At 46.8% G+C, this 22,100-nt stretch carries 17 protein-coding genes and 1 pseudogene; 9 read left to right on the plus strand and 9 right to left on the minus strand.

Annotation, left to right across the window (positions count from 1 at the left end; translation table 11 throughout):
* The first annotated feature begins 97 nt into the window (after window positions 1-97).
* Both CP943_RS18445 and CP943_RS18450 read left to right on the plus strand, forming a co-directional pair.
* On the plus strand, window positions 98-1,957 hold the full coding sequence (locus CP943_RS18445) for an LTA synthase family protein (RefSeq protein WP_025809883.1): 1,860 nt from the start codon (window positions 98-100) through the stop codon (window positions 1,955-1,957).
* Between the two features lie 199 nt (window positions 1,958-2,156).
* The gene (locus CP943_RS18450; protein WP_023856264.1) at window positions 2,157-3,608 is read left to right on the plus strand and encodes an MDR family MFS transporter; all 1,452 of its coding nucleotides are present in this window, start codon (window positions 2,157-2,159) and stop codon (window positions 3,606-3,608) included.
* A gap of 39 nt (window positions 3,609-3,647) precedes the next feature.
* Here the strand turns inward: CP943_RS18450 and CP943_RS18455 are convergent, their stop codons facing one another.
* On the minus strand, window positions 3,648-4,487 hold the full coding sequence (locus CP943_RS18455; protein WP_020452931.1) for an aldo/keto reductase: 840 nt from the start codon (window positions 4,485-4,487) through the stop codon (window positions 3,648-3,650).
* An 87-nt stretch (window positions 4,488-4,574) separates the two neighbouring features.
* Window positions 4,575-5,435 (minus strand): ROK family protein, encoded by an 861-nt coding sequence (locus CP943_RS18460; RefSeq protein ID WP_020452932.1) that lies wholly within the window; start codon window positions 5,433-5,435, stop codon window positions 4,575-4,577.
* Window positions 5,436-5,699: 264 nt separating this feature from the next.
* On the opposite strand from CP943_RS18460, the gene CP943_RS18465 reads away from it, so the two are divergent.
* The gene (locus CP943_RS18465; RefSeq protein WP_105981221.1) at window positions 5,700-6,824 is read left to right on the plus strand and encodes an aminotransferase class V-fold PLP-dependent enzyme; all 1,125 of its coding nucleotides are present in this window, start codon (window positions 5,700-5,702) and stop codon (window positions 6,822-6,824) included.
* Window positions 6,825-6,900: 76 nt separating this feature from the next.
* The gene (locus tag CP943_RS18470) at window positions 6,901-7,311 is read left to right on the plus strand and encodes a DUF5412 domain-containing protein (protein WP_101561474.1); all 411 of its coding nucleotides are present in this window, start codon (window positions 6,901-6,903) and stop codon (window positions 7,309-7,311) included.
* A gap of 88 nt (window positions 7,312-7,399) precedes the next feature.
* Here CP943_RS18470 and CP943_RS18475 read toward each other — a convergent pair whose 3' ends face one another.
* The 3 genes from CP943_RS18475 to CP943_RS18485 form a co-directional block, all read right to left on the minus strand.
* Window positions 7,400-8,284, minus strand: coding sequence for a carboxylesterase (locus CP943_RS18475; protein ID WP_105981222.1), 885 nt, complete (start codon window positions 8,282-8,284; stop codon window positions 7,400-7,402).
* Between the two features lie 474 nt (window positions 8,285-8,758).
* The gene (gene helD, locus CP943_RS18480; RefSeq protein WP_105981223.1) at window positions 8,759-11,095 is read right to left on the minus strand and encodes an RNA polymerase recycling motor HelD; all 2,337 of its coding nucleotides are present in this window, start codon (window positions 11,093-11,095) and stop codon (window positions 8,759-8,761) included.
* A 178-nt stretch (window positions 11,096-11,273) separates the two neighbouring features.
* On the minus strand, window positions 11,274-11,882 hold the full coding sequence (locus tag CP943_RS18485) for a trimeric intracellular cation channel family protein (RefSeq protein ID WP_003185205.1): 609 nt from the start codon (window positions 11,880-11,882) through the stop codon (window positions 11,274-11,276).
* Between the two features lie 124 nt (window positions 11,883-12,006).
* Here CP943_RS18485 and CP943_RS18490 point away from each other — a divergent pair.
* Window positions 12,007-12,530, plus strand: a pseudogene (locus CP943_RS18490) (GrpB family protein).
* A 95-nt stretch (window positions 12,531-12,625) separates the two neighbouring features.
* Here CP943_RS18490 and CP943_RS18495 read toward each other — a convergent pair.
* The 4 genes from CP943_RS18495 to CP943_RS18510 all read right to left on the minus strand — a co-directional run bounded on the left by CP943_RS18495 (window position 12,626) and on the right by CP943_RS18510 (window position 16,541).
* Window positions 12,626-13,111, minus strand: a complete 486-nt coding sequence (locus CP943_RS18495; protein ID WP_075212675.1) for a GNAT family N-acetyltransferase — start codon at window positions 13,109-13,111, stop codon at window positions 12,626-12,628.
* A gap of 94 nt (window positions 13,112-13,205) precedes the next feature.
* Window positions 13,206-13,619 carry a disulfide oxidoreductase gene (locus CP943_RS18500; RefSeq protein ID WP_003185211.1) on the minus strand — a complete coding sequence of 138 codons (414 nt, stop codon included), beginning with the start codon at window positions 13,617-13,619 and terminating at the stop codon, window positions 13,206-13,208.
* Window positions 13,609-14,304 (minus strand): thioredoxin domain-containing protein, encoded by a 696-nt coding sequence (locus CP943_RS18505; protein ID WP_020452939.1) that lies wholly within the window; start codon window positions 14,302-14,304, stop codon window positions 13,609-13,611. Before CP943_RS18505 ends, CP943_RS18500 begins: the two co-directional genes overlap by 11 nt.
* 125 nt (window positions 14,305-14,429) lie before the next feature.
* Complete coding sequence (locus CP943_RS18510) at window positions 14,430-16,541, minus strand: heavy metal translocating P-type ATPase (protein ID WP_105981224.1); 2,112 nt, start codon at window positions 16,539-16,541, stop codon at window positions 14,430-14,432.
* A gap of 255 nt (window positions 16,542-16,796) precedes the next feature.
* On the opposite strand from CP943_RS18510, the gene CP943_RS18515 reads away from it, so the two are divergent.
* From CP943_RS18515 to yicI, 4 genes are read left to right on the plus strand one after another with little or no spacing between them, the layout of a single operon-like run.
* Window positions 16,797-18,017 carry an ABC transporter substrate-binding protein gene (locus tag CP943_RS18515; RefSeq protein ID WP_105981225.1) on the plus strand — a complete coding sequence of 407 codons (1,221 nt, stop codon included), beginning with the start codon at window positions 16,797-16,799 and terminating at the stop codon, window positions 18,015-18,017.
* 26 nt (window positions 18,018-18,043) lie between these two features.
* A complete protein-coding gene (locus CP943_RS18520) occupies window positions 18,044-18,937 on the plus strand; it encodes a carbohydrate ABC transporter permease (protein ID WP_023856274.1) in 894 nt (297 codons plus the stop codon).
* Entirely contained in the window at window positions 18,934-19,755 is an 822-nt protein-coding gene (locus tag CP943_RS18525) for a carbohydrate ABC transporter permease (protein WP_020452943.1), read from the plus strand. Before CP943_RS18520 ends, CP943_RS18525 begins: the two co-directional genes overlap by 4 nt.
* 23 nt (window positions 19,756-19,778) lie before the next feature.
* The gene (gene yicI, locus CP943_RS18530) at window positions 19,779-22,088 is read left to right on the plus strand and encodes an alpha-xylosidase (RefSeq protein WP_020452944.1); all 2,310 of its coding nucleotides are present in this window, start codon (window positions 19,779-19,781) and stop codon (window positions 22,086-22,088) included.
* The last annotated feature ends 12 nt before the right edge of the window (window positions 22,089-22,100 follow it).

Here is a 22,100-nt window from a genome sequence, read left to right on the forward strand (position 1 = left end):
AAAGGGACGGTTTGACCGATTGCTGTATTATGCTTTGTTCAGTCGTTTTATCTTGGTGTTGTTTACCTGCGGGGATTATATGTGAGGAGCTATTTATATGAAAGAACAATTTTTTAAAAAGCAGTGGTTTTTATGCCTATCCATATTTTTTATGTGGATGAAAACGTACTTCATCTACAAGCTGGGCTTTAATTTACAAATCGACAACGCACTTCAGGAATTGATCCTGTTTATCAACCCGCTTAGCTTTCTCATCCCTGTACTCGGCATCAGCCTCTTTTTTCGCGAAAAAACGCAGCGCCTCTATTTAATCGGGGCTAATGTCGTCCTGACGGGCATCTTGATTGCAAACAGTATTTTCTATGGTTTCTACATCGATTTCATCACTGTTCCCGTCCTGTTCCAGGCAAAAAACCTCGGGGGGCTTGGGAGCAGTTTTCAGGAGCTGTTCAATCCGGTTTTCATCGCGCTTTTTCTGGATTTGGTTCTTTTGGTCTGGCTGGCAAAAACGCGCACTAGAACCGGCAAAAAGCTTTCCGCTAAAGCCGTTAAGATCTACTACGCGGCAGCCGCCGGCACGGTACTGTTTAATCTCGCCCTGTCGGAGCTGGATCAGCCGAAGTTTTTAAGCTACTCCTACGACAGGGAAGTGCTTGTAAAAAACATCGGCTTATATCAGTTTCATCTGTTGGACGGCATTTCACAGACCTTTAATTTGACACAAAAAGCTGTCGCTGATGAAAACAGCCTGGCAACGATCGAGAACTACACAAACGCTGACTACAGCAAACCGAACCAAGATATGTTCGGGATTGCCGAAGGACGAAACGTCATCTTTGTAACGCTTGAATCCACTCAGACATTTGTCATTAATGAAAAGGTGAACGGGCAGGAAATCACGCCGTTCTTAAACAAATTCATTCAAAAAAGCTATTATTTCGACCATTTTTATCAGCAGACCGAACAGGGAAAAACGTCCGATTCGGAATTCATTGTCGCCAATTCGCTCTATCCGTCTCTGAGCGGTTCGGTGTTTTTTACGAAGAGCGAAAATGCGTACAATTCGATGTATAAAACACTGGCGAACCACGATTACAGAACATCGGTTTTCCACGCCAACCATAAAAAATTCTGGAACAGGGACGTCATGTACAAAGCCCTTGGCATCGACAGCTTTTATGACGTCTCCCATTTTCATGTGACACCTGAAAATTCAACGGGCTGGGGGCTGAAGGATAAGGAGTTTTTAACGCAATCGGCCGACTTGATGAAAGACTTGCCGCAGCCCTTTTACAGCAACCTGATCACATTGACGAACCACTTTCCGTTCCAAATTGATGATAAGGATAAGCTGATCGATGAATACGACTCGGACAGTGAGATTTTAAACCGGTATGTCACGACGGTACGCTATGAAGACGAATCATTGAAGCATTTCATTGCAAAACTGAAGAAAAACGGCCTTTACGACAATTCCGTGATCGTCTTCATGGGAGATCACTACGGCATATCAGAAGCGCACAACGATGCGCTGGCTCAATTTTTGGGCAAAGACGAAATCACCCCTTACGATACCGTTCAGCTGCAGCGTGTGCCGCTGATTATCCACATTCCGGGGGTAACGGATCAAGACCCGAAAACGATATCTGAAACAGGCGGCCAAATTGATGTCAAACCGACATTGCTCCATTTGCTCGGAATTGATACAAAAGGCATGATTCAATTCGGTAATGACCTGTTTTCGAAAGAAAGAATGCCTTTCGCTGTGTTAAGAAACGGCAGCTTTATAACAGATGATTATATCTACACGAAAAATACGTGCTACAGCAAAAAAACCGGGGACATGATCAACGACAGTGAGGACAAATGCGGTCCGCTCATAGAGAAGGCGAATCAAGAGCTTTCCCTTTCCGATAAGATTATTAACGGTGATTTGCTGAGATTTTATAAAAAATAATCCGTCCCCTTTAAGCCGGATTCCCCCGGCTTAAAGGGGCTGTTTAAATTGAGGGACAGCTGGGTATTATATACCGAATGTTAAAAATGAACTTGCGGTTTTGCAGTTCCTTCGTTACCCTAAATAAAAAGAGAAGTTATTTCGAGTACCGATTATTTCATAAAGTGTTATAAAAAATGATAAATAAGAAGGTTTTAATATGAGTGAAACACAGCATAAGACAAATCAATTGCCGATTGTTGCCGTCTTGATTATGGGGACTTTTATCGCCATTTTGAATCAGACGCTATTGACCACCGCTTTGCCTCCGATCATGAGGGACTTAAACATTACGCCGGGGCTTGCCCAATGGCTGACGACCGTTTTTATGCTCGTGAATGGGATCATGATTCCAGTTACGGCTTTTTTAATTGAAAAATTCACGACGAGAAAGCTGTTCATGGCGGCAATGTCTTTATTTACGGCTGGGACTCTGATCTGCGCCTTGTCATTCAGCTTTCCGGCGCTGATTGCAGGACGCGTCGTCCAGGCGGCCGGCGCGGGCATTATGATGCCATTGATGCAGACGGTGCTTTTATTGATTTTCCCAAAAGAAAAGCGTGGATCAGCGATGGGAATGGTCGGGCTTGTGATTGCCTTCGCTCCCGCTGTCGGACCGACCCTGTCAGGCTGGATCGTCGACCGCTACCCTTGGGAAGTATTGTTTTATCTGTTGCTTCCGTTTGCCGTTATCGACATGATTGCCGCACACTTTATTTTAAAAAATGTCACCGAACAGACGTCACCTAAGATGGATGTTACTTCCATCATCTTGTCTTCACTTGGCTTCGGCGGCATTTTGTACGCCTTCAGCAGCGCCGGTGTTGCGGGCTGGACGGGTGCGGACGTGCTGGCTGGCTTCGCGGTCGGCAGCGTTACGCTGTTTTGGTTCATTTGGAGGCAGCTCCATTTGGAAGAACCGATTTTGGAATTCAGGGTATTTAAATATCCGATGTTTACACTTGCGACGATTATCGGGATGGTAGTCTTTATGTCGATGATCGGAGCGGCGACGATCGTGCCGATGTATATGCAGGATATGCGCCATTTCACGGCGATGGAATCGGGAATGATGCTGTTTCCGGGAGCTGTCGTGATGGGGCTGATGTCTCCGATTACCGGAAGAATTTTTGACAAAATCGGCGCGCGGATCTTGAGCATCACCGGTTTGACGGCGATCTTCGTGACCACATTGCTCTTGACCCATCTGACAAAGACGACGCCTTTTGCGTATTTGTCTGTCGTCTATGCGATTCGGATGGTCGGCATGGGGATGGTGCTCATGCCTGTTACAACAGCCGGCTTGAACCAGCTCCCGCGCCATTTGATTCCTCACGGAACGGCCATGAACAATACGATGAGACAGATGTCCGGATCGATCGGGACGGCTGTTCTCATCACCATCATGACACAGCGTGCGCTTGCCGATCCTGCCGGTCCGTCTTCGGATACGGCGATGATTCACGGCGTCAATCTGGCGTTTATGACCGCGGCCGCATTGTCGGGAATCGGATTGGTTCTCTCATTCTTTATTAAGCAGCACCGCCGCGGACGGCTCGACGGCAGCAGAAGGAAACAAGCGAAAGGCCGCTTGGCCATTCATGAAAAATAATAAATCCCGGGTTTTTATGAACCCGGGATTTTCTTATGCTTATTCGAATCCATGAACCATTGTGTCAGGATCGGGACCGACGCGCTCATCTTTGTTAAGAGCGTTGATTTTTTCGATATCTTCCGCTGTTAATTCAAAGTCAAATATGTCGGCATTTTCAATAATGCGGTGTTCTTTGATTGACTTCGGAATGGTAATGACTTCATTTTGCAAATCCCAGCGCAGGATGACTTGAGCGACGGATTTGTTGTATTTTTTAGCGATGTCAGTCAGCACTTGATCATCGAGGAGTTTTCCCTGCATGAGCGGAGACCATGCTTCCACCTGAATGCCCTGCTTTTTGCAGTAGTCCCTGAGCTCAGCCTGAGTCAGCCGCGGATGGAACTCAACCTGATTGACCATCGGTTTAATTTCCGCATCTTCCAATAAGCTTTCCAAATGGTGCACATTGAAGTTGCTGACGCCGATCGCTTTTACTCTGCCGTCTTTGTACAGCTTTTCAAGCGCGCGCCACGTATCTTTATATTTGTCTTTTCCAGGCCAATGAATCAAATATAAATCAAGGTAGTCAAGGCCGAGTTTTCGAAGGGTTTCATCAAAAGCCGCCAATGTTTTTTCATATCCCTGATCGCTGTTCCAAACCTTTGACGTGATGAAAAGCTCTTCGCGGGGAACGCCTGCTTCTTTAATCCCTTTGCCGACGCCTTCTTCGTTTTGATAGATAGCGGCTGTGTCAATGCTCCGGTATCCGTTTTTAATGGCTGCTTTCACAGATTCTACAACTTGGCTGCCTTCTTCCACTTTGAAAACTCCAAGTCCGAACCATGGCATTTTCACACCGTTATGTAATGTCACAGTATCCTTTAAACTGCTTACCATTTTGAACGACCACCTTTCTTTTTTTCATGCTTTTAAACGCACCGCTGTTATTATCTCACACTGGGTGGATTTTACAAAACAACTTGCTCAACCGGCTTCATAAGCCAAAGCGAGCGCACCGGTGATTCCCTGATCGTCGCCGAGACCCGGCGGTACGATGTATCCTTCAAGATCAGGCAGGTCAACATATCCGTTCATATATTCGGCAAGCTTTTTGCGAATCAGCGGGAACAGCTGCTGCTGCTTCATGACACCGCCGCCCATGATGATTTTTTCAGGGCACAGGATCAAGATATATTGCATGAGAGCCTGCGCTAAGTAGTCGGCTTCAATCTCCCAAACTTCCTCGTTTTCAGCCAAATCATTGCCCTTTTTCCCCCAGCGCTTTTCAAGCGCCGGACCCGATGCCATTCCTTCAAGGCAGTCCTTGTGATACGGACAGATTCCTTCAAACGTATCGTGCGGATGCCGTCTAATGAGAAGGTGACCCATTTCAGGATGGAGCGTGCTCTGCACGAGCCGGCCGCCGACAATCGCTCCTGCTCCGATTCCTGTACCGACTGTAATATACAAGCAGCTTTCCAAGCCTTGCGCCGCTCCTTTTGTCAGTTCGCCAAGCGCGGCAGCGTTTACATCAGTCGTAAACGAAACCGGTATGCCGAGCCTTTTTTTCAACTCGGGAATAAACGGGTACCCCTTCCAGGCTAATTTCGGCGTATTGGTTATGTATCCGTAATCCTCTTTATCTTTTGCAACGGATATAGGTCCAAAAGAGCCCACTCCCATTGATGTGAGCTGATACTTGCTGAAGAAATCAGTCAGTTTTCCAATAGTCTCTTCAGGAGTCTCCGTCGGGATCGTAAGCCTGTCAATGATTTCTCCCTTTTCTGTTCCAACTGCACAAACAAACTTTGTGCCTCCTGCTTCTATTGCACCGTAATGTTTCATCCTCTCGGCTCCTTTTCATCTGTTTGAATTGCTTTAATTGAATCATAAATCAGACGATGAAAGAAAGCAATCGCACTGAACAATGATTCACCAGAGCATGGGAGCTTTTGATGCTGACGGAAGAAAGCTTCCCGAAAATGTGACAGTTTTCAAACAGCTGCAGCGGTTGTTCTTTCGCTTAAAGAGGCTTCTGCCCGCTTAATTTCAACTGTGAAAAAGAGGATTTTTTCAGGCCCGCTCGAAGCTTTAATGAGGAGGGATATCATGAAGCATCCATTCCACACTTACCGTTCTTTATTTCCGATATTGTCTGGTCATGTTCACCTTGCCGCATGCTCCGGCAGCGCGTTGGCTCTGCCTGTTGCCAAAGCGGTTGATGAGTATCAGAACGGCCTTTTAACAGCCGGTGCAGACTGGAAAGCGCATCTCGACAAGATGGATGAAGCCAAGGAAAAATTCGCCAGGCTGATCGGTGCCGAAAAAGAAGAGATAGCCGTTTTGCCGTCAGTATCTAACGCAGTGGCGGCTGTCGCTGCTTCATTGCCGCAGCCACCACACCGAAGGCAGATCGCCTTCACGGATATCGATTTTCCTGCCGTCGGCCAAATTTGGCTTGCGCAAGACCCCTTCAAAGATCACCTCATCATCATTCAGAGCGAAGACGGGATGATTGACTTGGAACAATACGAAAAAGACGTTACCGATCAGACGCTCTTGACTTGTGTACCCCATGCCGGCTATCGGAACGGGTTTAAACAAGATGTAAAACAGATTGCCGAGATTGTTCATCAAAAAGGTTCGCTTTTATTTGTCGACGCCTATCAAACCGCCGGACACATTCCGATTCATGTCAAAGACATGGATATCGACATCCTTGCGGCGGGGACGCGCAAGTACATGCTCGGCATTCCCGGAACGGCTTTTTTGTATATGAAACGCGAACTTTGCGGACAATTTGAGCCGAAGACGGCCGGCTGGTTCGGCAGGAACAAACCATTTGCCTTAGATTCATGCTTTGCGGAAGGTGCGAAACGCTTCGAGTCGGGGACACCGTCATTTATCAGCATTTACGCGGCAGACGCGGCACTGAAGCTGCTGCTTGAAGCAGAGCCCGACAGGATCGAGCCCTACCTGCGGGAGCTCGCGGCATTCTCTTTGCAATACGGGGCGGAAAAAGGCCTGAAGATCATAGGCCCCGAGACCGTACATAACAGAACAAGCCTGATCTCGGTGTATGCCGAAGAGGCTGGCCGTATGGAAGCTCTCTTGCGTGAAAAGCATATCATCGTCTCAGCGCGAAACAACGTCATCAGAATAGCCCCGCATTTTTACAATACAAAGGAGGAAATCGGGTTTGTGATGGATGAGATGGCGGCGCTCTTTGGTTAACCCTGCTTCAAAATAGACAGAATACGATTTTTTCCTTAAACTATAAAAAACAATTTTCATCAAGGAATGAGACAAATTGGAGCTTTATATTGACGGAGAAATAGAAAAGCAGAGGAAGTTACCGTGCCGAAGCGTCTTGTTTGCCATTTTGGCTGTTTTGCTTGCGTCAGGCATTACCATCGGATATATCGTGTATACGCATTTTTACTCGATGAATCATCTGCCGAAAGGAAATTGGATTCAGTCTTCCGCTTCGCCGAATCAAGCATACAACCTGAATTTGTATAGCGTGAATAAAGGCGGGGGAACGAACTCCCCTTCCGTCAGAGGGGAATTGACAACGGTTGCCACCGGTGAACGAAAAAACATCTATTGGGGATACGAAGAAGAACATGTCAAAATCGAATGGCAGGACAAATACCATGTGTCCATCAACAACAACGTGCTGGATGTCAGAACTGATATATATGATGGAAGAAGAGAGTGACAGCGTCACTCTCAGCCTTTGAAAAAAGTTTGTATGACCGCTCGTATAAGCCGCTGCATCTCCATGAAATGGACAACAAAACTGTGGTTTATTTACTGAAAAAACGTAATATACGTTCATTTACGTTTTGAGGCTGTTCCATTGATAAAACGTGACCTGCCTGTTTTATGATTTCCGCTTCAATACCTGGAACTAATGTTGAGGCGCGATGTAAGGCTGATTGCGGGTCATAGATGACTTCATGCTCACCCAGCAATAATAGAATAGGGACTTTTACTGATTTTAATTCGTCGTCAGTGAAAACATACGGAAATCCGTCGGCGTTAGGCCTTGGCTGTCTTAATCCATCCTGCCACATTACGCCTGCATGAAACTGCTCTGCAAAAACCGGGTGTAACACATTACGATCTGTCATCATCCAATTTAAGAAATTCTCTACTCCATCAGGCTCTGTGAGGCTAAGAGCGTATTGATAAAAATCGTGATGAAACGGCAAAAATGTTTCCGCGGGACTAAGGATCGCTGCGCTCTCTACTCTCTCTGGCGCACGTAAAGCGAAATTCATCGTATGAAGCCCGCCAAGCGAAAGACCAACCATGTGCGACTTCTCTATCCCCAAAGCGTCGAACACTTCGAGAAGCCAATCAGCGTAACCCGCCCTCGTACCGCATAAATCTGCAGGGATGCTTTTGTTCTTATCACCTATGATATCAATTGCGTATGTTCGGTATTTGCTGCTCCAATCCTCGATATTGGGGTACCACATAGTGGAACTGAATAATGCGCCGTGAAGCAATACAAGCGGCGGGGCATCTTCAGGTCCGCTTGCAACAATATGCGTTTGGCCGAAACGGGTAGATACGTAGAAAGTTTTGTAATGAACTGGCCAAAGACCAAGGCTTTCCTTATAAGCCCGAAAATAGCGAATGCCGCTGTCACTTAAATCAGGGGTAATCGGTGAATGGTTTGACATGAAATATTTCCCTCCCAATAAATCCTCTTCAAATGAATATGCCGTTTCGTGCAGGGGAGTTTGTCATTATATATAACAGACTCTATATATAATATATTACAGAATAAATTAATCATCAAATCCCAATTTTAAAAAGCTTTATATTATGATACAGAACTATAAAATTTAATATAACAGATTTTAATTAACGATTTCGATTTCGTAATCTCCTGCATGTAAAATGAAAATAGAAAATATGTTATATATCCTCAAGAAAAAGAGAAGCGATTTGATGAATAAAAGCTTTTATATTATTTAGCCAGACCACTTTCCTCTATATACGCTGGAAATCATTTCATTTTTGTTTAAGATGACAAACTCTTTAACCTGCCAGAATATGAAGAAGATTGCCACAGACTCAGCCTAGTGTAGAAAAGTTTGTAAATAAAAAAACTTATGGAAACAATGGTTTCTCCAAAAAAGAGAGTGACACCGTCACTCTCTTTTCGTATACATATCATTTGAAACACCGTTTAAAAAATGCGTTTCCTTTCCAAGGGAAAAGAGATGGAGCTCATGCATCGCCCTCGTGCACGCCGTATAAAACAGAGTTCGCTCTCTCTCTTTTTTGTATTGTTTTTCAGAAGCGTCATAAATGACGACGGCATCAAATTCGATCCCTTTCGCCAAATAGACGGGAATGACGATCACGCCTTTTTGAAACGTTCTCGTTTCTTTATCGATCAGTTTAAGCTCTGTATGCTGCTGAAGATGCCGGAACGCATCCCTGCATTCCCGGACTGTTTTACAGATGACTGCAATCGTCTCAAGTCCTTCTTTTTGAAGGGCGGTTATAAGGGAAGCCATCTGTTTATGGTGTGCATGAAGGTCGGCCGATATTGTCAAAGTCGGTTTTTTGCAGTTCCTGTTAAAGGCTTCGATCTCTTCGCCTCCCTCGATGATGCGCTTTGTCAATTCAACAATTTCTTTCGTCGACCTGTAGCTGCGCTTCAAGGTGATGATCTCCGTTTTTTCGCCTTCAAACACGCCTCCCGACAGGAGCGTCTTATCGTGATACGCATGGGCAAGAATCGCCTGGTTTAAGTCTCCCAGCATTGTGATGCTGCACGCGGGAAACAGGCTCTTCAAAAAAGCAAGCTGAAAAGGCGTGTAATCCTGGGCTTCATCAATGAATAAATGGCGGATTGCCGTGTTTTTTCTCCCGCCTGTCAGCTGGTTTTTCATATATAAAAAAGGGACGGCATCTTCATAAGGCAGCTTCTCAAAACGAAAGCTTTTCCGGGTGAATGTGCAAGTGCTTTGCCAGTCATCAGGACGGGTTTGCGGGGTATAGCGCCCGGAAAAAAGCTGAAGGTACGTTCCTTTAAAATCAATAAAGCCGAACGCTTTTACCGCTTGCTTGAGCGGTTTGAACTCCCTTTCGGCAATGATAGCGGCAAGGAGGTTTTGTTCCCTTTCATAATCGTCAAACGTATTCTCCGTAAATCGCTGTTCTTCCTGAAGACGTTTATAGGCCTTTAAATATTCCTCTTTATCCAGCAGCTCGCTTTCCTCGATGACCCAGTCTTTTTTTCTTTCTTGGCGTTCGTATTTGTTCAGCAGCTGTAACAGCCATTTCCCCGTTTTTTCAATCCGGTTGGACAGCGTATCTGCATGATCAAGGGCCGCGAAAAATTCCCGCACCTGATCGCTTGTAATGATCCTTTTTCCGCGAAAGGCGATATGTTTAAACACCAGATCCAGACGCCCTTTTGCCAAACATTTGACATAATCATCGATAATGCCTTTGAAGGCCAGACCTGATTTCAATTCGATTGATTTCATCCGGATGCGCTGCTCCTCATCGTCTGAAGCCGTTAAACAATATTCGAGCTGATCGAACGGAGTCTCGCACGAAACCTGCTTTCCAAGGCGGCGCGCCACAAATTCCTGGAATGTCTTCTGCTGGATGTTTTCCTCTCCGAGCTCAGGCAGAACATTGGCGACATAGCTGTTAAAAAGCAGGTTTGGAGAGAATAGCAGCATCTGGCTCGACTCGATCTGCCCGCGACCGCGGTACAGCAAATACGCAGCCCGCTGCAATGCCGCCGACGTTTTTCCGCTGCCAGCCGCTCCCCGAACAATTAAAAAGCGGCTTCTTTCGTTCCGAATAATCTGATTCTGCTCTTTTTGAATTGTGGCGACGATGCTTTTCATCTGAATATCTGCCTGCTGCCCCAGGACTTCCTGAAGAACTTCATCTCCAATCGCCATATCCGTATTAAACATCGCTTTCAGCCGGCCGTTTTTGAAGAGAAATTGCCTTTTCAGCTCAATCGTTCCCCTGACCGTCTCGTCCGGAACTTCGTATTGAGCCGCACCGGGACCATAGTTGTAAAACAGACTGGAAATCGGCGCTCTCCAATCATAAATCAAAAACCGCTCTTCTTTTTCGTCCATTAAAGAGGCGAGTCCGATGTAGACGGATTCAGCGTTTTCTTCGCCGTCCTCCAAAAAATCTACACGGCCGAAATAAGGCGATTCTTTCACTTTTAACAAGTTTTTCAACTCGTTGTAAAACTGCTTATGACTCCTTTCCCTTTCAGCCAAAAACTCAGCCTGCTGTTTAATGCTAAAAAATGTTTCAACCGCTTCGTTTTCATCGGCCAAGTTTACGGTGACATCGCTCCAGAAATGTTTCCGTAAATCGATGATATCCTCCTTCAATCCGCCGGTCTTTCCCTTTAGAGAATGAAGCTTCTGATCCAATTCCTTTAAAACAAGCCGGATTCGTTTTTCCTCTTCCAGCCATTCCTGACCGTTTTCCTGCACGCTGACCACTCCCTAAAAAGATTTGACATCAAAAAAGATTCATGATAAAATAAAAATGGATAATACTATAATATTTGAAATTTTATGTTAAAATACACTTCATCTTATCATATAACCTTTGGTCAAATCAATATAAAAAGCCGATTTTTCAATCAACGAAAAATCGGCTTTTTTCTATTCAGCTGTGGGACCGCAGCGAACGATTCGGCAGCTTCCAGTTAAACATGTACGAACATACGCGGCATGCGACCAGCAAAGCAAACAGGATATACAGCGTGAGCGGCTTCTCCGCCCAGCCCATGCCGATAATGAATCCGCCCAAAGCGGCCCAAACGGCGTAGATCTCGGTTTTCAGCACGAGCGGCTTTCTTCCAGCCAAAAGATCCCGGATCATTCCGCCGCCGCTTCCTGTTAAGACCGCCGCAACGATCACCGCGCTGACCGGATGGTTCATGTGAACGGCATAAAGCGCTCCTTGTATCGCAAATGCGGCAAGACCGATCGCGTCTGAAAAGCTCCCCCAGATGCTCCAGTGCTTTAACAGGAGCTTAGGAAACAAAAAAACGATCGTGATCGAAACAAGAGCGATTAGAAACAGGCTCCCCTGCTCCCACAAGGCGGACACCGGAACTCCGATGAGCAGGTTTCTGATCGCCCCTCCGCCGAACGCCGTCACAATCCCCAATATATAAACTCCTAAAATATCATACTCTTCTTCCATTGCAACGATCGCTCCGCTGATCGCAAAAGCGACGGTACCGATGATGCTCAACACTTCCCAAGCCATCTAAGGTGTCCTCCATACTAAACTTCAATCTTTTTGATTTTATAACTTCTCCAACCTTTAAATCAACCCTCTCTGAATCAAAATATCTTATAATATAAAAAGACGTTTTTAAAGGGGTGGAAACATGGAACAGGAGATCATCATCGAAAAAGCGAAAGCCGGGTGGGCTCAGGAATTTGCAGCTGAAAAACAGCGGCTCACGGATGTCCTCGGAAAAAAAGTTCTCGCTATCGAACATATCGGCAGCACCTCTGTTCCCGGTCTTGCGGCAAAACCGGTGCTCGATCTGATGGCCGGCGTCAACAGTCTCAGCGAAGCTTCAGCCTGGATCGAACCGCTTGAGCAGCTCGGTTATGAGCACGTATTTCACGAAGCCTTCCCTGCCAGGCGCTTTTTTCGAAAGGGAATGTGGAGGGCGGGCACACACCATCTGCACGTATATGTTTTTCAAAGCGAAGAATCCAGCTGAGATTCCGAAATTATTTAAGAAAGCACTCCGCCGAGCGGCAAGAATATGAAACATTGAAAAAAACCTTGGCGCGGCGCTTTCCATATGACCGCACCTCGTACACAGAAGGAAAAGAATCATTCATTAAAGACGTGATTGAGAAAGCAAAACATTTGGAAAGGAGTGGCCCGGTATGCTGAAAAAGACAAAACATAAATTGCTTACAATAGCCATCGCCTTCATTATGGCGGTCTTGTTATACTACTATGTCCAAGTCACGAAGTGAAAGCGGGCATTATACGCGCAAGGCCATTCGGACCGTTTTGAGGATATGCCCTTCAAATTCTTCATCATATTCGGAGACATCCTCAAAACCCTTCGCCTTGTAAAAGTTTTTTCCGGTACGGTTTTCTGTTTCAACCTCTACAAAGATCTTTTTTACTCCCTCCAAATGTTTTATCCCCTCTTCCAATAATGCGGTTCCGATGCCTTTTCCTTGGTATTCCGGGGCTAAATAAATGGCAGCGAGATAGGCCTCCCCTCCTTCTCTTACAAATGAGTAGTTAACAAAGCCGACGATTTTTCCGTCCGCTTCTGAAACGAGCATTAACGAGTGTTCCAAACGCTGCTGCATTATCTCATCATTGTACGCTTTCTCTAAGAATTTCTCTTGAATATCGAAAGGGATTATCCCTTCATAAGTGTGATTCCAGCTTGTTTTGGCAATCTGCTGCACTTGTCGGATGTCTTTCTTTTTCATTTTACGAATCTTAAATTCCATCCTCATCATCCTTATCCATTTAATAATTTCCAAATATTATAGCATTCATTTTGTTGAACATGTAAAAAAAGAGCATTGTCAGACAATGCTCTTTTTACTCATCTTTCCCCTTGAGAAAGCACATAAAAATGATAATCAAAATAAATGCGATAAGGGCGAGAAACGGAATCGTGATGAAACCGAACCAATTGATATACTGCCCTGAGCAAGGCACTCCTGTGACACACGGTTTAATACCGTTGAATCCGGGAATTTTTTGTTCCATGTAATGCATCAGGGAAATGCCTGCGCCGATCACCGCCATCGGCAGCACGTATTTTTTCACGCGGGCATCGCCCTGAAATGTCGCAATTCCAAGGATCAGCACGAGCGGATACATCATAATCCGCTGATACCAGCACAGTTCGCAAGGAATGAATTTACGGATTTCGCTGAAGTACAGGCTGCCTAGTGTCGCCGTTAATGAGACGATCCAGGCGCCGTACAGAAAAAGCAGTTTATTTTTCATCAGACTGACCTTTCAGCTCTTTGGCGATCGTTTCTTTGATTTTGTCATAATCAAACGGTTTGTCGATTTTTACGTCGTTGACAAAGATCGTCGGCGTCGAGTCTACACTGTATTTGCTGATGAGCGAATTGTCCGTTTTTAATTGCTCAGAGAACGTTTTGTCATTTAAGCTGCTGATGAGCTTATCGCGTTTGATTTTCGTATTCGCTTCCGTGATGTCCGCCAATTTTGCCGGCGTCGCCCACTCGTTTTCCATCGTGTCATTGTCAGGCTGCGCTTTGTACAGTGCTTCATGGAATTTCCAGAATGAAGCCGGGTCTTCCTTCCATACTTGCTCGGAAGCGAGGGCGCTCAATTCAGAGCCTCTGCCGTGCTGTTCATTGACGAAGTTAATATATGAAAAATTAACTTGATCTTTATCGATGTAATCCTTTTTCAAATCCGGAAAGACGGTCTCAGTCCACTGTTTGCAGCTTGGGCATTTGTAATCTCCGAATTCTGTGATCGTTACAGTCGCATCTTTGTTGCCAAGAAGCGGCTGTCCTTCAGTTGAAGGCTTGTCATCAAAGGTTTGCGAAGCATTTTGGGTTTGATTGTTGAGTACGACAAGTGCGCCGATCAGAAAAACGACCACGACTGTCATAATCACTGCAAATTTCATCGGTGACTGCTGTTTCTTCTTCACTTAGACACCTCATTATTCTTATTTTTTAGTACGCCAGTTTGATAACCTCTTTCATTTTAACAAGACAAGCCGCATTCGTGAAGATGCTAAAAAAGGAATTTCCAGTTCATTAGGTGGTAAAAAAGTTACATTTCTTTTACTTTTAAAACCCTCATCGCATTTAAAACGGCTAAAAGGGTAACACCGACGTCTGAAAAGACGGCTTCCCACATCGTTGCGATGCCGAAAGCACCCAAGATGAGAAAAACACTTTTAACGCCGAGCGCAAAGATAATATTCTGCCAGACAATCGCCCTCGTCCGCTTAGCAATGCTGATGGCTTCTGCAATTTTTGAAGGCTGGTCAGTCATGATCACAATATCAGCCGCTTCGACTGCCGCATCAGAGCCAAGGCCTCCCATGGCAACCCCGATATCCGCTCTCGCCAAGACCGGCGTATCGTTGATGCCGTCTCCTGCGAAAAGCAGCTTTTCTTTTGGAAGCTTTTGCTTGTCAAATGCTTCAATGCGGTCCACCTTGTGCTGTGGAAGAAGCTCCGCATGCACTTCATCAATGGACAGTTCCGCGCCGACCGCCTCGCCGGTTTCTTTCGCGTCACCCGTCAGCATCACCGTTTTTTTAATCCCCGCTTTTTTCAAAGCAGAGATCGCACGCTTGGCATCCTCTTTGATTTCGTCTGCGATAACAATCGAGCCGATAAACATATCGCCGGCGGCTACATAAACAACGGTACCGATTTCGCTTTCCTCTTGATACTGTATGCCGAATTTCTTCATGAGCTTGGCATTGCCAGCCAAAATGACGGCTCCGTCTACAACCGCTCTGACGCCGAAGCCGGCCGTCTCGCTGTAATCTTTGATGCGATCCGCTTGGACTTCCTTCCCGTATGCTTCACGGATCGACTCGGCGATCGGGTGGCCTGAGAAATGTTCGGCAAGCGCCGCATATTCAAGCAGTTCCTCTTCTTTGACACGGCCTGCCGGCGACAGCTTAACAACGGCAAATTCGCCTTTTGTTAATGTGCCTGTTTTGTCAAAAACGGCGTATTTGACATCATTGAGCGCTTCTAAATAATTGCCGCCTTTTACGAGTATACCTGCTTTTGACGCCGCCCCAATACCGCCGAAAAAGCCGAGCGGAATGGAAACGACAAGTGCGCACGGACAAGAAATGACCAAAAAGACGAGGGCCCGGTACACCCAATCCGACAGCGCGGCTCCGGAAATGATCAGCGGCGGGACAAAAGCGAGAAGAAGCGCGACTATGACAACAAAAGGCGTGTAGTACTTGGCGAATTTGGTGATAAAGTTTTCTGTTTTCGCTTTTCTGCTGCTGGCATTCTGGACGAGGTCAAGAATCTTTGAAACGGTTGATTCACTGTATTCTTTGTCCACTTTCACTTCAAGCACTCCGTTTTTGTTGACAAATCCGCTCAGCACCTCTTCGCCGGGTGCGGCTTCTCGTGGAACGGATTCCCCGGTTAATGCGGACGTATCGACAAGCGATTTGCCCGCTCGCACTTTGCCGTCAAGCGGGACTTTCTCTCCTGGCTTGACGATGATGATATCACCCGCTTTAACCTCATCGGGAGATACTTTGACCGTACCGCCTTCCGTTTGAAGATTGGCATAATCGGGACGGATGTCCATCAAATCGCTGATCGATTTCCTGGAGCGGCTGACCGCGGCTCCCTGGAACAGCTCGCCTACTTGATAGAACAGCATTACCGCCACGCCCTCGGGATACTGCTGAATGATAAATGCACCCAGAGTGGCGATCGTCATTAAAAAGTGCTCATCAAAAACCCGGCCGCGAAAGATGTTTTTGACGGCTCTTAATACGACATCACCGCCGATGATGAGGTAAGCAAGGAAAAAGAGAATCCACTCAGCTGCGGTACCGCCGGGAAGCAGAAAGCCTGCCGCGCCGAGAACGGTGCCTGCAGCCAGTCTTGCGATCGTTTTTTTAAACCGGCCATCACCTTCGGATGGAGCCTGTTTTGTCCCTTCCTTCAACATCACGTTGACGTGCGGTTCGATCTCGGTTACTTTTTTCTTTATTTTTGAAGAAATGTCTTCGCCGCTGTTTTGGTCGACTTTGACAGTCAGCGTGCTTGTTGCAAAATTGACTGAACACGCTTCAATCCCTTTCATACCGGCTATCTCATGCTCAATTTTTTGTGCGCAATTGCCGCAGTCGAGACCGTTTAACATGTATTCCTGCTTCACCTTTTCCATCTCTCTCACCTTTCTTTTTCAGCGCCGGGCTTTATTTTATATATGAGCATATACGCATATATTATTTATCCTTATTATATGCTTCATTCGAAAAATGTGTCAATCGATCTTTGTTATCATACGCACCGGACTGTTTCCGCGTTTTACCCTGCTTTCGCGCCTGCGAAACTCTGCTGGCATATTAGAAGCGATGCCCAAATATACTTAGTTTAGCTATTAAACTAACAAGCTTTTTTTCATAAGGAGTGAGCGTTTTTGAAAAAATCGTGTCTGATGATCATCTGCCTCTCCCTTCTTCTCGTTTTTTCCGCAGGCTGCAAAAGCGGCACCAACGCCGGCGAAAAGCATGCTGAAGAAATCAAAGTCTGGGATTATTTCACCGGCAGACAGCAGGAACTTTATCATGAACTTGTCGACCAGTACAATCGGTCTCAGGATCGGTACAAAGTCGTAACAGAGTACATTCCTTTTAATGAAGTGAAAAAGCAGCTGTCTGTCGGAGCAGCCGGCAATGCCATGCCTGACGCCGTTTTCCTTGACAATGTCGACAATGCCTCATTCGCCGCCATGGGCGTGCTCGAAGATTTGACAGAGAAAGTCGAGCAATGGGGGCAGGCTGACCGGTATTATGAGGGGCCGCTCTCATCAGCCGTATATGAAGAGAAGTACTACGGCATCCCTTTCGCAAGCAATGCGCTTGCTTTGTTTTACAACAAAGACATCTTGAAGGATGCAGGGATTTCCAAGCCGCCTGAAACGTGGAGCGAGCTGAAAAAAGCAGCAAAAAAAACGAGCAAAGGCCAAACGAAAGGATTTGCCCTGTCAGCCGTCAAATCAGAGGAAAGCGCTTTTCAATTTTATCCGTTCCTTTTGTCTTCCGGAGCAGATTTAAAACAGATGCATTCAAAAGAAGCAGCCTCTTCCCTGCAGTTTTTAACGGATCTGGTCAAAGAAGGCGCAATGAGCAAGGAAGTGTTAAACGCCACCCAGGATGATCTGGCCAGACAGTTTGCAGCAGGTCAACTCGCTATGATGATCAACGGCTCCTGGAATATTGAACGGCTGAAAGAAGCCGGTCACTTACATTACGGGATTACCTTCATCCCGAAGGATCAAACATTCGCTTCCGCCCTTGGCGGGGAAAATATGGCAGTCGTTAAAGGAAAAAACACCGACGGCGCCTGGGATTTCATCACTTGGCTGATCGATCCGGAGCGGCTCGAAACGCTGACCGCGGAAACAGGTGTATTCCCGCCGCGTAAGGATTTGCTCGAATCATCAAGTCATTGGAAAACAGATGACAATTTAAAAGCCTTCATTCCAATCATGGAGATTGCATCAGCCCGCGGCCCTTCGAAAAACTGGCCGAAAATTTCGGAAGCTTTACAGACGGCCCTGCAGGAAGCATTGAGCGAAAGTAAAACGCCGAAAGAAGCGCTGGATGAGGCCGCACAAAAAATCAACGCCTTAAACTAGCTTTAAGCGCACGAAGGAGTTTTGACATGATCAAAGCCATCATTCGTAAATGGGAAGGGTGCTTCTATTTGTTCCCGGCCGTTCTTTTTATGCTTGCCCTTATCGGTTATCCTCTCATCTACAACATAATTCTCAGCTTTCAAAACGTGTCGCTTGCAAATATAGCATCAAAGGATATCAGCTTTATAGGAATCGACAATTATCAGCGGCTTGCGCAGGATAAAGTATTTTGGGCATCTTTAAAAAACACGCTGCTCTACACGGCTGGAAGCGTCGTTTTTCAGTTTGCAATCGGCTTTTTGCTCGCTTTGTTTTTCAGCATGAAATTTCGGCTTGCCCCGTTTCTCAGGGGATTGATGATGGTGAGCTGGCTCATTCCGCTGACGGTTACGGCGCTTTTATTCAAGTTTATGATGGCTTCAAATGAAGGCGTGTTCAATCAGCTGCTCCTATCATGGGGAATGATCGACAATCCAATCCCCTGGCTGTCAGATCCGAAGATTGCCATCTGGTCCGTTATTATCGCCAACATCTGGGTCGGCATTCCCTTTAATATGCTGCTCATATCCGCCGGTCTCAGCTCCCTTCCGGAAGACGTCTATGAAAGCGCAAGCCTTGACGGCGCCAATGCTTTTCAGAAATTCATTCATCTGACCCTGCCTTTATTGCGGCCGGTGATTACCGTCGTCATGATGCTCGGCTTCATTTATACGTTCAAAGTGTTCGACCTTGTGTTTGTGATGACTGGAGGCGGCCCCGTGCACGCCACTGAAGTCCTGTCAACCGTCAGCTACCGCTACTCCTTTGACGAATTTCAATTCAGCATGGGCGCAGCAAGCGCCAATGTCCTGTTTTTCATCCTTCTTTTGGTCAGTCTTGTCTATTTGCGGCTGATCAAAAAAGATGAGGTGATGTCATGAAAACGAAGCAAAAGGAATGGCTCTTTAACATTATTGGCGTCCTCGTTACGGCCGGCTTTTTATTCCCCGTTTACTGGATGATCGCCACAGCTTTCAAAAGCGAGGCAGAATTGTTTAAAACACCGCCTTTATTGTGGCCCGAGACATTCCGGACGGCCGGCTTCGAAGCTGTGTTCACTTCAGGCATCGCCGGATACTTTTTGAACAGCCTGCTGATTTCCGGGGCGGCTGCCGCCATCGTTCTCATATTGGCCGTTCCTTCCGCCTACGGCTTGGCGCGCTTTCGGATCAAGGGCAAAAAAATGTTCATTTTACTGTTTCTCATCACGCAAATGCTGCCTGCCACCGTTGTTTTGACTCCGCTGTTTATCGCCTTTAATCAGCTGAACATATTAAACACGTATATCGGACCGATTTTGACGGGAGCAACGCTCGGCGTTCCTTTTTCGGTATTAATGCTCAGAACTTTTTTTCTCGGGATTCCCAAGGACCTTGAGGATGCGGCCAAAATCGACGGCTGCAGCCGTTTTACCGCATTCATCCGCATTATTTTGCCTATCAGCGTACCCGGGATTGCCGTCAGCGGAGCGGTTTCCTTCTTTTTCACATGGGGAGATTTGATTTACAGCATGACATTCAACCGAAATCAGGAGCTGTGGCCGCTGACGGCCGGCATTTACAATGTGATCAGCCAATACGGAATCCAGTGGAATGATCTGATGGCATTTGCCGTTTTATCGGTTTTGCCTGTCATCATCATTTTTATACTGCTTCAAAAGCAGCTTGTTAAAGGTCTGATCAGCGGATCCATCAAGTAAAAATAGAAAGGGTGTTTTCGATCATGAAATTTTCAGACGGCTACTGGCTGACGCGCGAAGGATATCACATCAACACGCCAAAAGAAGCCTACGCCCGAATGATTGATCAGCAATCATTGACTGTATACGGGCCTGTCAAAGCGGTTCAAAAGCGCGGGGACACGCTGGACACCCGCATGCTCACCGTCAGATTTTCGAGTCCTCTTGAAGACGTGATCCGTGTGCAAGTGTCCCATTTTCAAGGGGAAACGCCTCGCAAGCCCGAGTTTCAGCTGGATATGACAGACGTTGAGCCGGTTATCTCCGAACAAGATGATGCGCTGACCTTCCAAAGCGGCAGCCTGTGCGTTGAGGTGAGCAAAAGCGGTTGGCGCTACCAATTTTCACGTGATGGACAGAGCCTGACCGCAAGCGAATCGAATAGCCTCGCCTATATCACGAGCAATGACGGGCGCACCTTTATGAGGGAACAGCTCAACATCGGCGTCGGCGAATTGATCTACGGTCTCGGCGAGCGTTTTACGGCATTCGTGAAAAACGGCCAAACCGTAGACATCTGGAATCAGGACGGCGGCACAAGCACGGAGCAGGCGTATAAAAATGTGCCGTTCTATTTGTCAAACAAAGGGTACGGTGTTTTTGTCAATCATCCCGAGCTCGTTTCGTATGAAATCGGTTCTGAAGTCGTATCCAAAGCGCAGTTTTCGGTCGAAGGGGAAACGCTTGACTATTTTATTATCAGCGGTGCTGAACCGAAGGATGTTTTGAAACGCTATGCGTCGTTAACGGGAAAACCGGCGCTTCCCCCGGCCTGGTCTTTCGGCCTCTGGCTGTCCACATCGTTTACAACCGACTATTCTGAGGAAACCGTGACACGTTTCATCGACGGGATGACCGAACGCGGCATCCCGCTCAGCGTGTTTCATTTTGACTGCTTCTGGATGAAAGAATTTGAATGGTGCAATTTCGAATGGGATGAACGATATTTTAAGCAGCCTGAAGCTATGCTCAGCCGCCTGAAAGATAAGGGGTTGAAAATATGCGTCTGGATCAACCCTTACATCGCCCAAAAATCGAAGCTTTTTCAGGAAGGAAAAGAACACGGCTACTTTTTAAAAAACAGCCGGGGGGATGTGTGGCAGTGGGACCGGTGGCAGGCCGGCATGGCAATCGTCGACTTCACCAATCGAAAAGCGCGTGACTGGTATTGTTCAAAACTTGAAAGCCTGCTCGACATGGGCGTCGACTGTTTCAAGACCGATTTCGGAGAACGGATTCCGAGAGACGCGGTTTACTTTGACGGATCAGACCCCGACAGAATGCACAATTATTATTCTTTTTTATACAACAAAACCGTATTTGACCTGTTGAAGCAAAAGCGCGGCGAACGGGAAGCGGTCGTGTTTGCAAGGTCGGCGACGGCCGGAGGCCAGCAATTTCCCGTACACTGGGGCGGGGATTGTTTTGCCAGCTATGATTCAATGGCTGAAAGCCTTCGCGGCGGCCTGTCGCTTTCCCTTTCAGGCTTCGGCTTCTGGAGCCACGATATCGGCGGATTTGAAAGCACGGCAACAGCCGATTTGTATAAGCGCTGGACCGCATTCGGCCTCTTGTCGACGCACAGCCGCCTGCACGGGAGCGAATCATATCGCGTTCCGTGGCTGTTTGACGAAGAAGCGGCCGATGTGATGCGGTATTTTGTCAAACTGAAGCACAGGCTGATGCCTTATTTGTACGCCGCCGCGCATGAAGCGCACGCTGAAGGCATTCCGATGATGCGGGCGATGCTCCTCGAATTTCCCGGGGACAACACTTGCCACTGGCTTGACAGACAGTACATGCTCGGCGGAAGACTCCTCGTCGCTCCCGTTTTTCAGGAAGACGGCGTTGTCCGTTATTATTTGCCAAAAGGCACCTGGACACACCTTTTGACGGGAAAAGAGACGGAAGGCGGAGAATGGAAAGAAGAACAGTACGGGTATATGGGGCTTCCCCTGTTCGTCAGGGAAAATACGCTGCTGCCGCTCGGGCAGGAATCCGGGCGACCTGATTATGATTATCTCGACGGTGTGACGTTCTGCCTTTACCAATTAAAAGACGGCTGCACAGCCGAACAGACGATTTACAATGAAAAGTGCGAAGCAATGACAGTCAGAGCTTCACGGCATGAAAATACGATTACCGTGAAAACAACAGGCGTCCAAAAGAAATGGAAGCTGCTCATCCGCGATCTGTCTGTCACTTCTGTCATAAACGGCGCAGCGGAAGCGCTTCAGGAGGGAACAGCAATTCAGCCAAAAGAAAAGGACCGGGATGTCTTCATTTTTTTCTAAAAGGAGTGATCA

It is taken from the genome of Bacillus paralicheniformis, assembly GCF_002993925.1.
GTDB classification, from domain to species: Bacteria; Bacillota; Bacilli; order Bacillales; family Bacillaceae; genus Bacillus; species Bacillus paralicheniformis.

Excerpts from the sequence above, each read along its gene's own strand:
- CP943_RS18450 (WP_023856264.1), top strand. The coding sequence starts at position 2,157 with ATGAGTGAAACACAGCATAAGACAAATCAATTGCCGATTGTTGCCGTC.
- CP943_RS18485 (WP_003185205.1), bottom strand. The coding sequence starts at position 11,882 with ATGGCTTGGGAAGTGTTGAGCATCATCGGTACCGTCGCTTTTGCGATC.
- CP943_RS18465 (WP_105981221.1), top strand. The coding sequence starts at position 5,700 with ATGAAGCATCCATTCCACACTTACCGTTCTTTATTTCCGATATTGTCT.
- CP943_RS18475 (WP_105981222.1), bottom strand. The coding sequence starts at position 8,284 with ATGTCAAACCATTCACCGATTACCCCTGATTTAAGTGACAGCGGCATT.
- CP943_RS18495 (WP_075212675.1), bottom strand. The coding sequence starts at position 13,111 with ATGGAATTTAAGATTCGTAAAATGAAAAAGAAAGACATCCGACAAGTG.
- CP943_RS18445 (WP_025809883.1), top strand. The coding sequence starts at position 98 with ATGAAAGAACAATTTTTTAAAAAGCAGTGGTTTTTATGCCTATCCATA.
- CP943_RS18525 (WP_020452943.1), top strand. The coding sequence starts at position 18,934 with ATGAAAACGAAGCAAAAGGAATGGCTCTTTAACATTATTGGCGTCCTC.
- CP943_RS18500 (WP_003185211.1), bottom strand. The coding sequence starts at position 13,619 with ATGAAAAATAAACTGCTTTTTCTGTACGGCGCCTGGATCGTCTCATTA.
- CP943_RS18460 (WP_020452932.1), bottom strand. The coding sequence starts at position 5,435 with ATGAAACATTACGGTGCAATAGAAGCAGGAGGCACAAAGTTTGTTTGT.
- CP943_RS18455 (WP_020452931.1), bottom strand. The coding sequence starts at position 4,487 with ATGGTAAGCAGTTTAAAGGATACTGTGACATTACATAACGGTGTGAAA.
- CP943_RS18510 (WP_105981224.1), bottom strand. The coding sequence starts at position 16,541 with ATGGAAAAGGTGAAGCAGGAATACATGTTAAACGGTCTCGACTGCGGC.
- yicI (WP_020452944.1), top strand. The coding sequence starts at position 19,779 with ATGAAATTTTCAGACGGCTACTGGCTGACGCGCGAAGGATATCACATC.
- CP943_RS18520 (WP_023856274.1), top strand. The coding sequence starts at position 18,044 with ATGATCAAAGCCATCATTCGTAAATGGGAAGGGTGCTTCTATTTGTTC.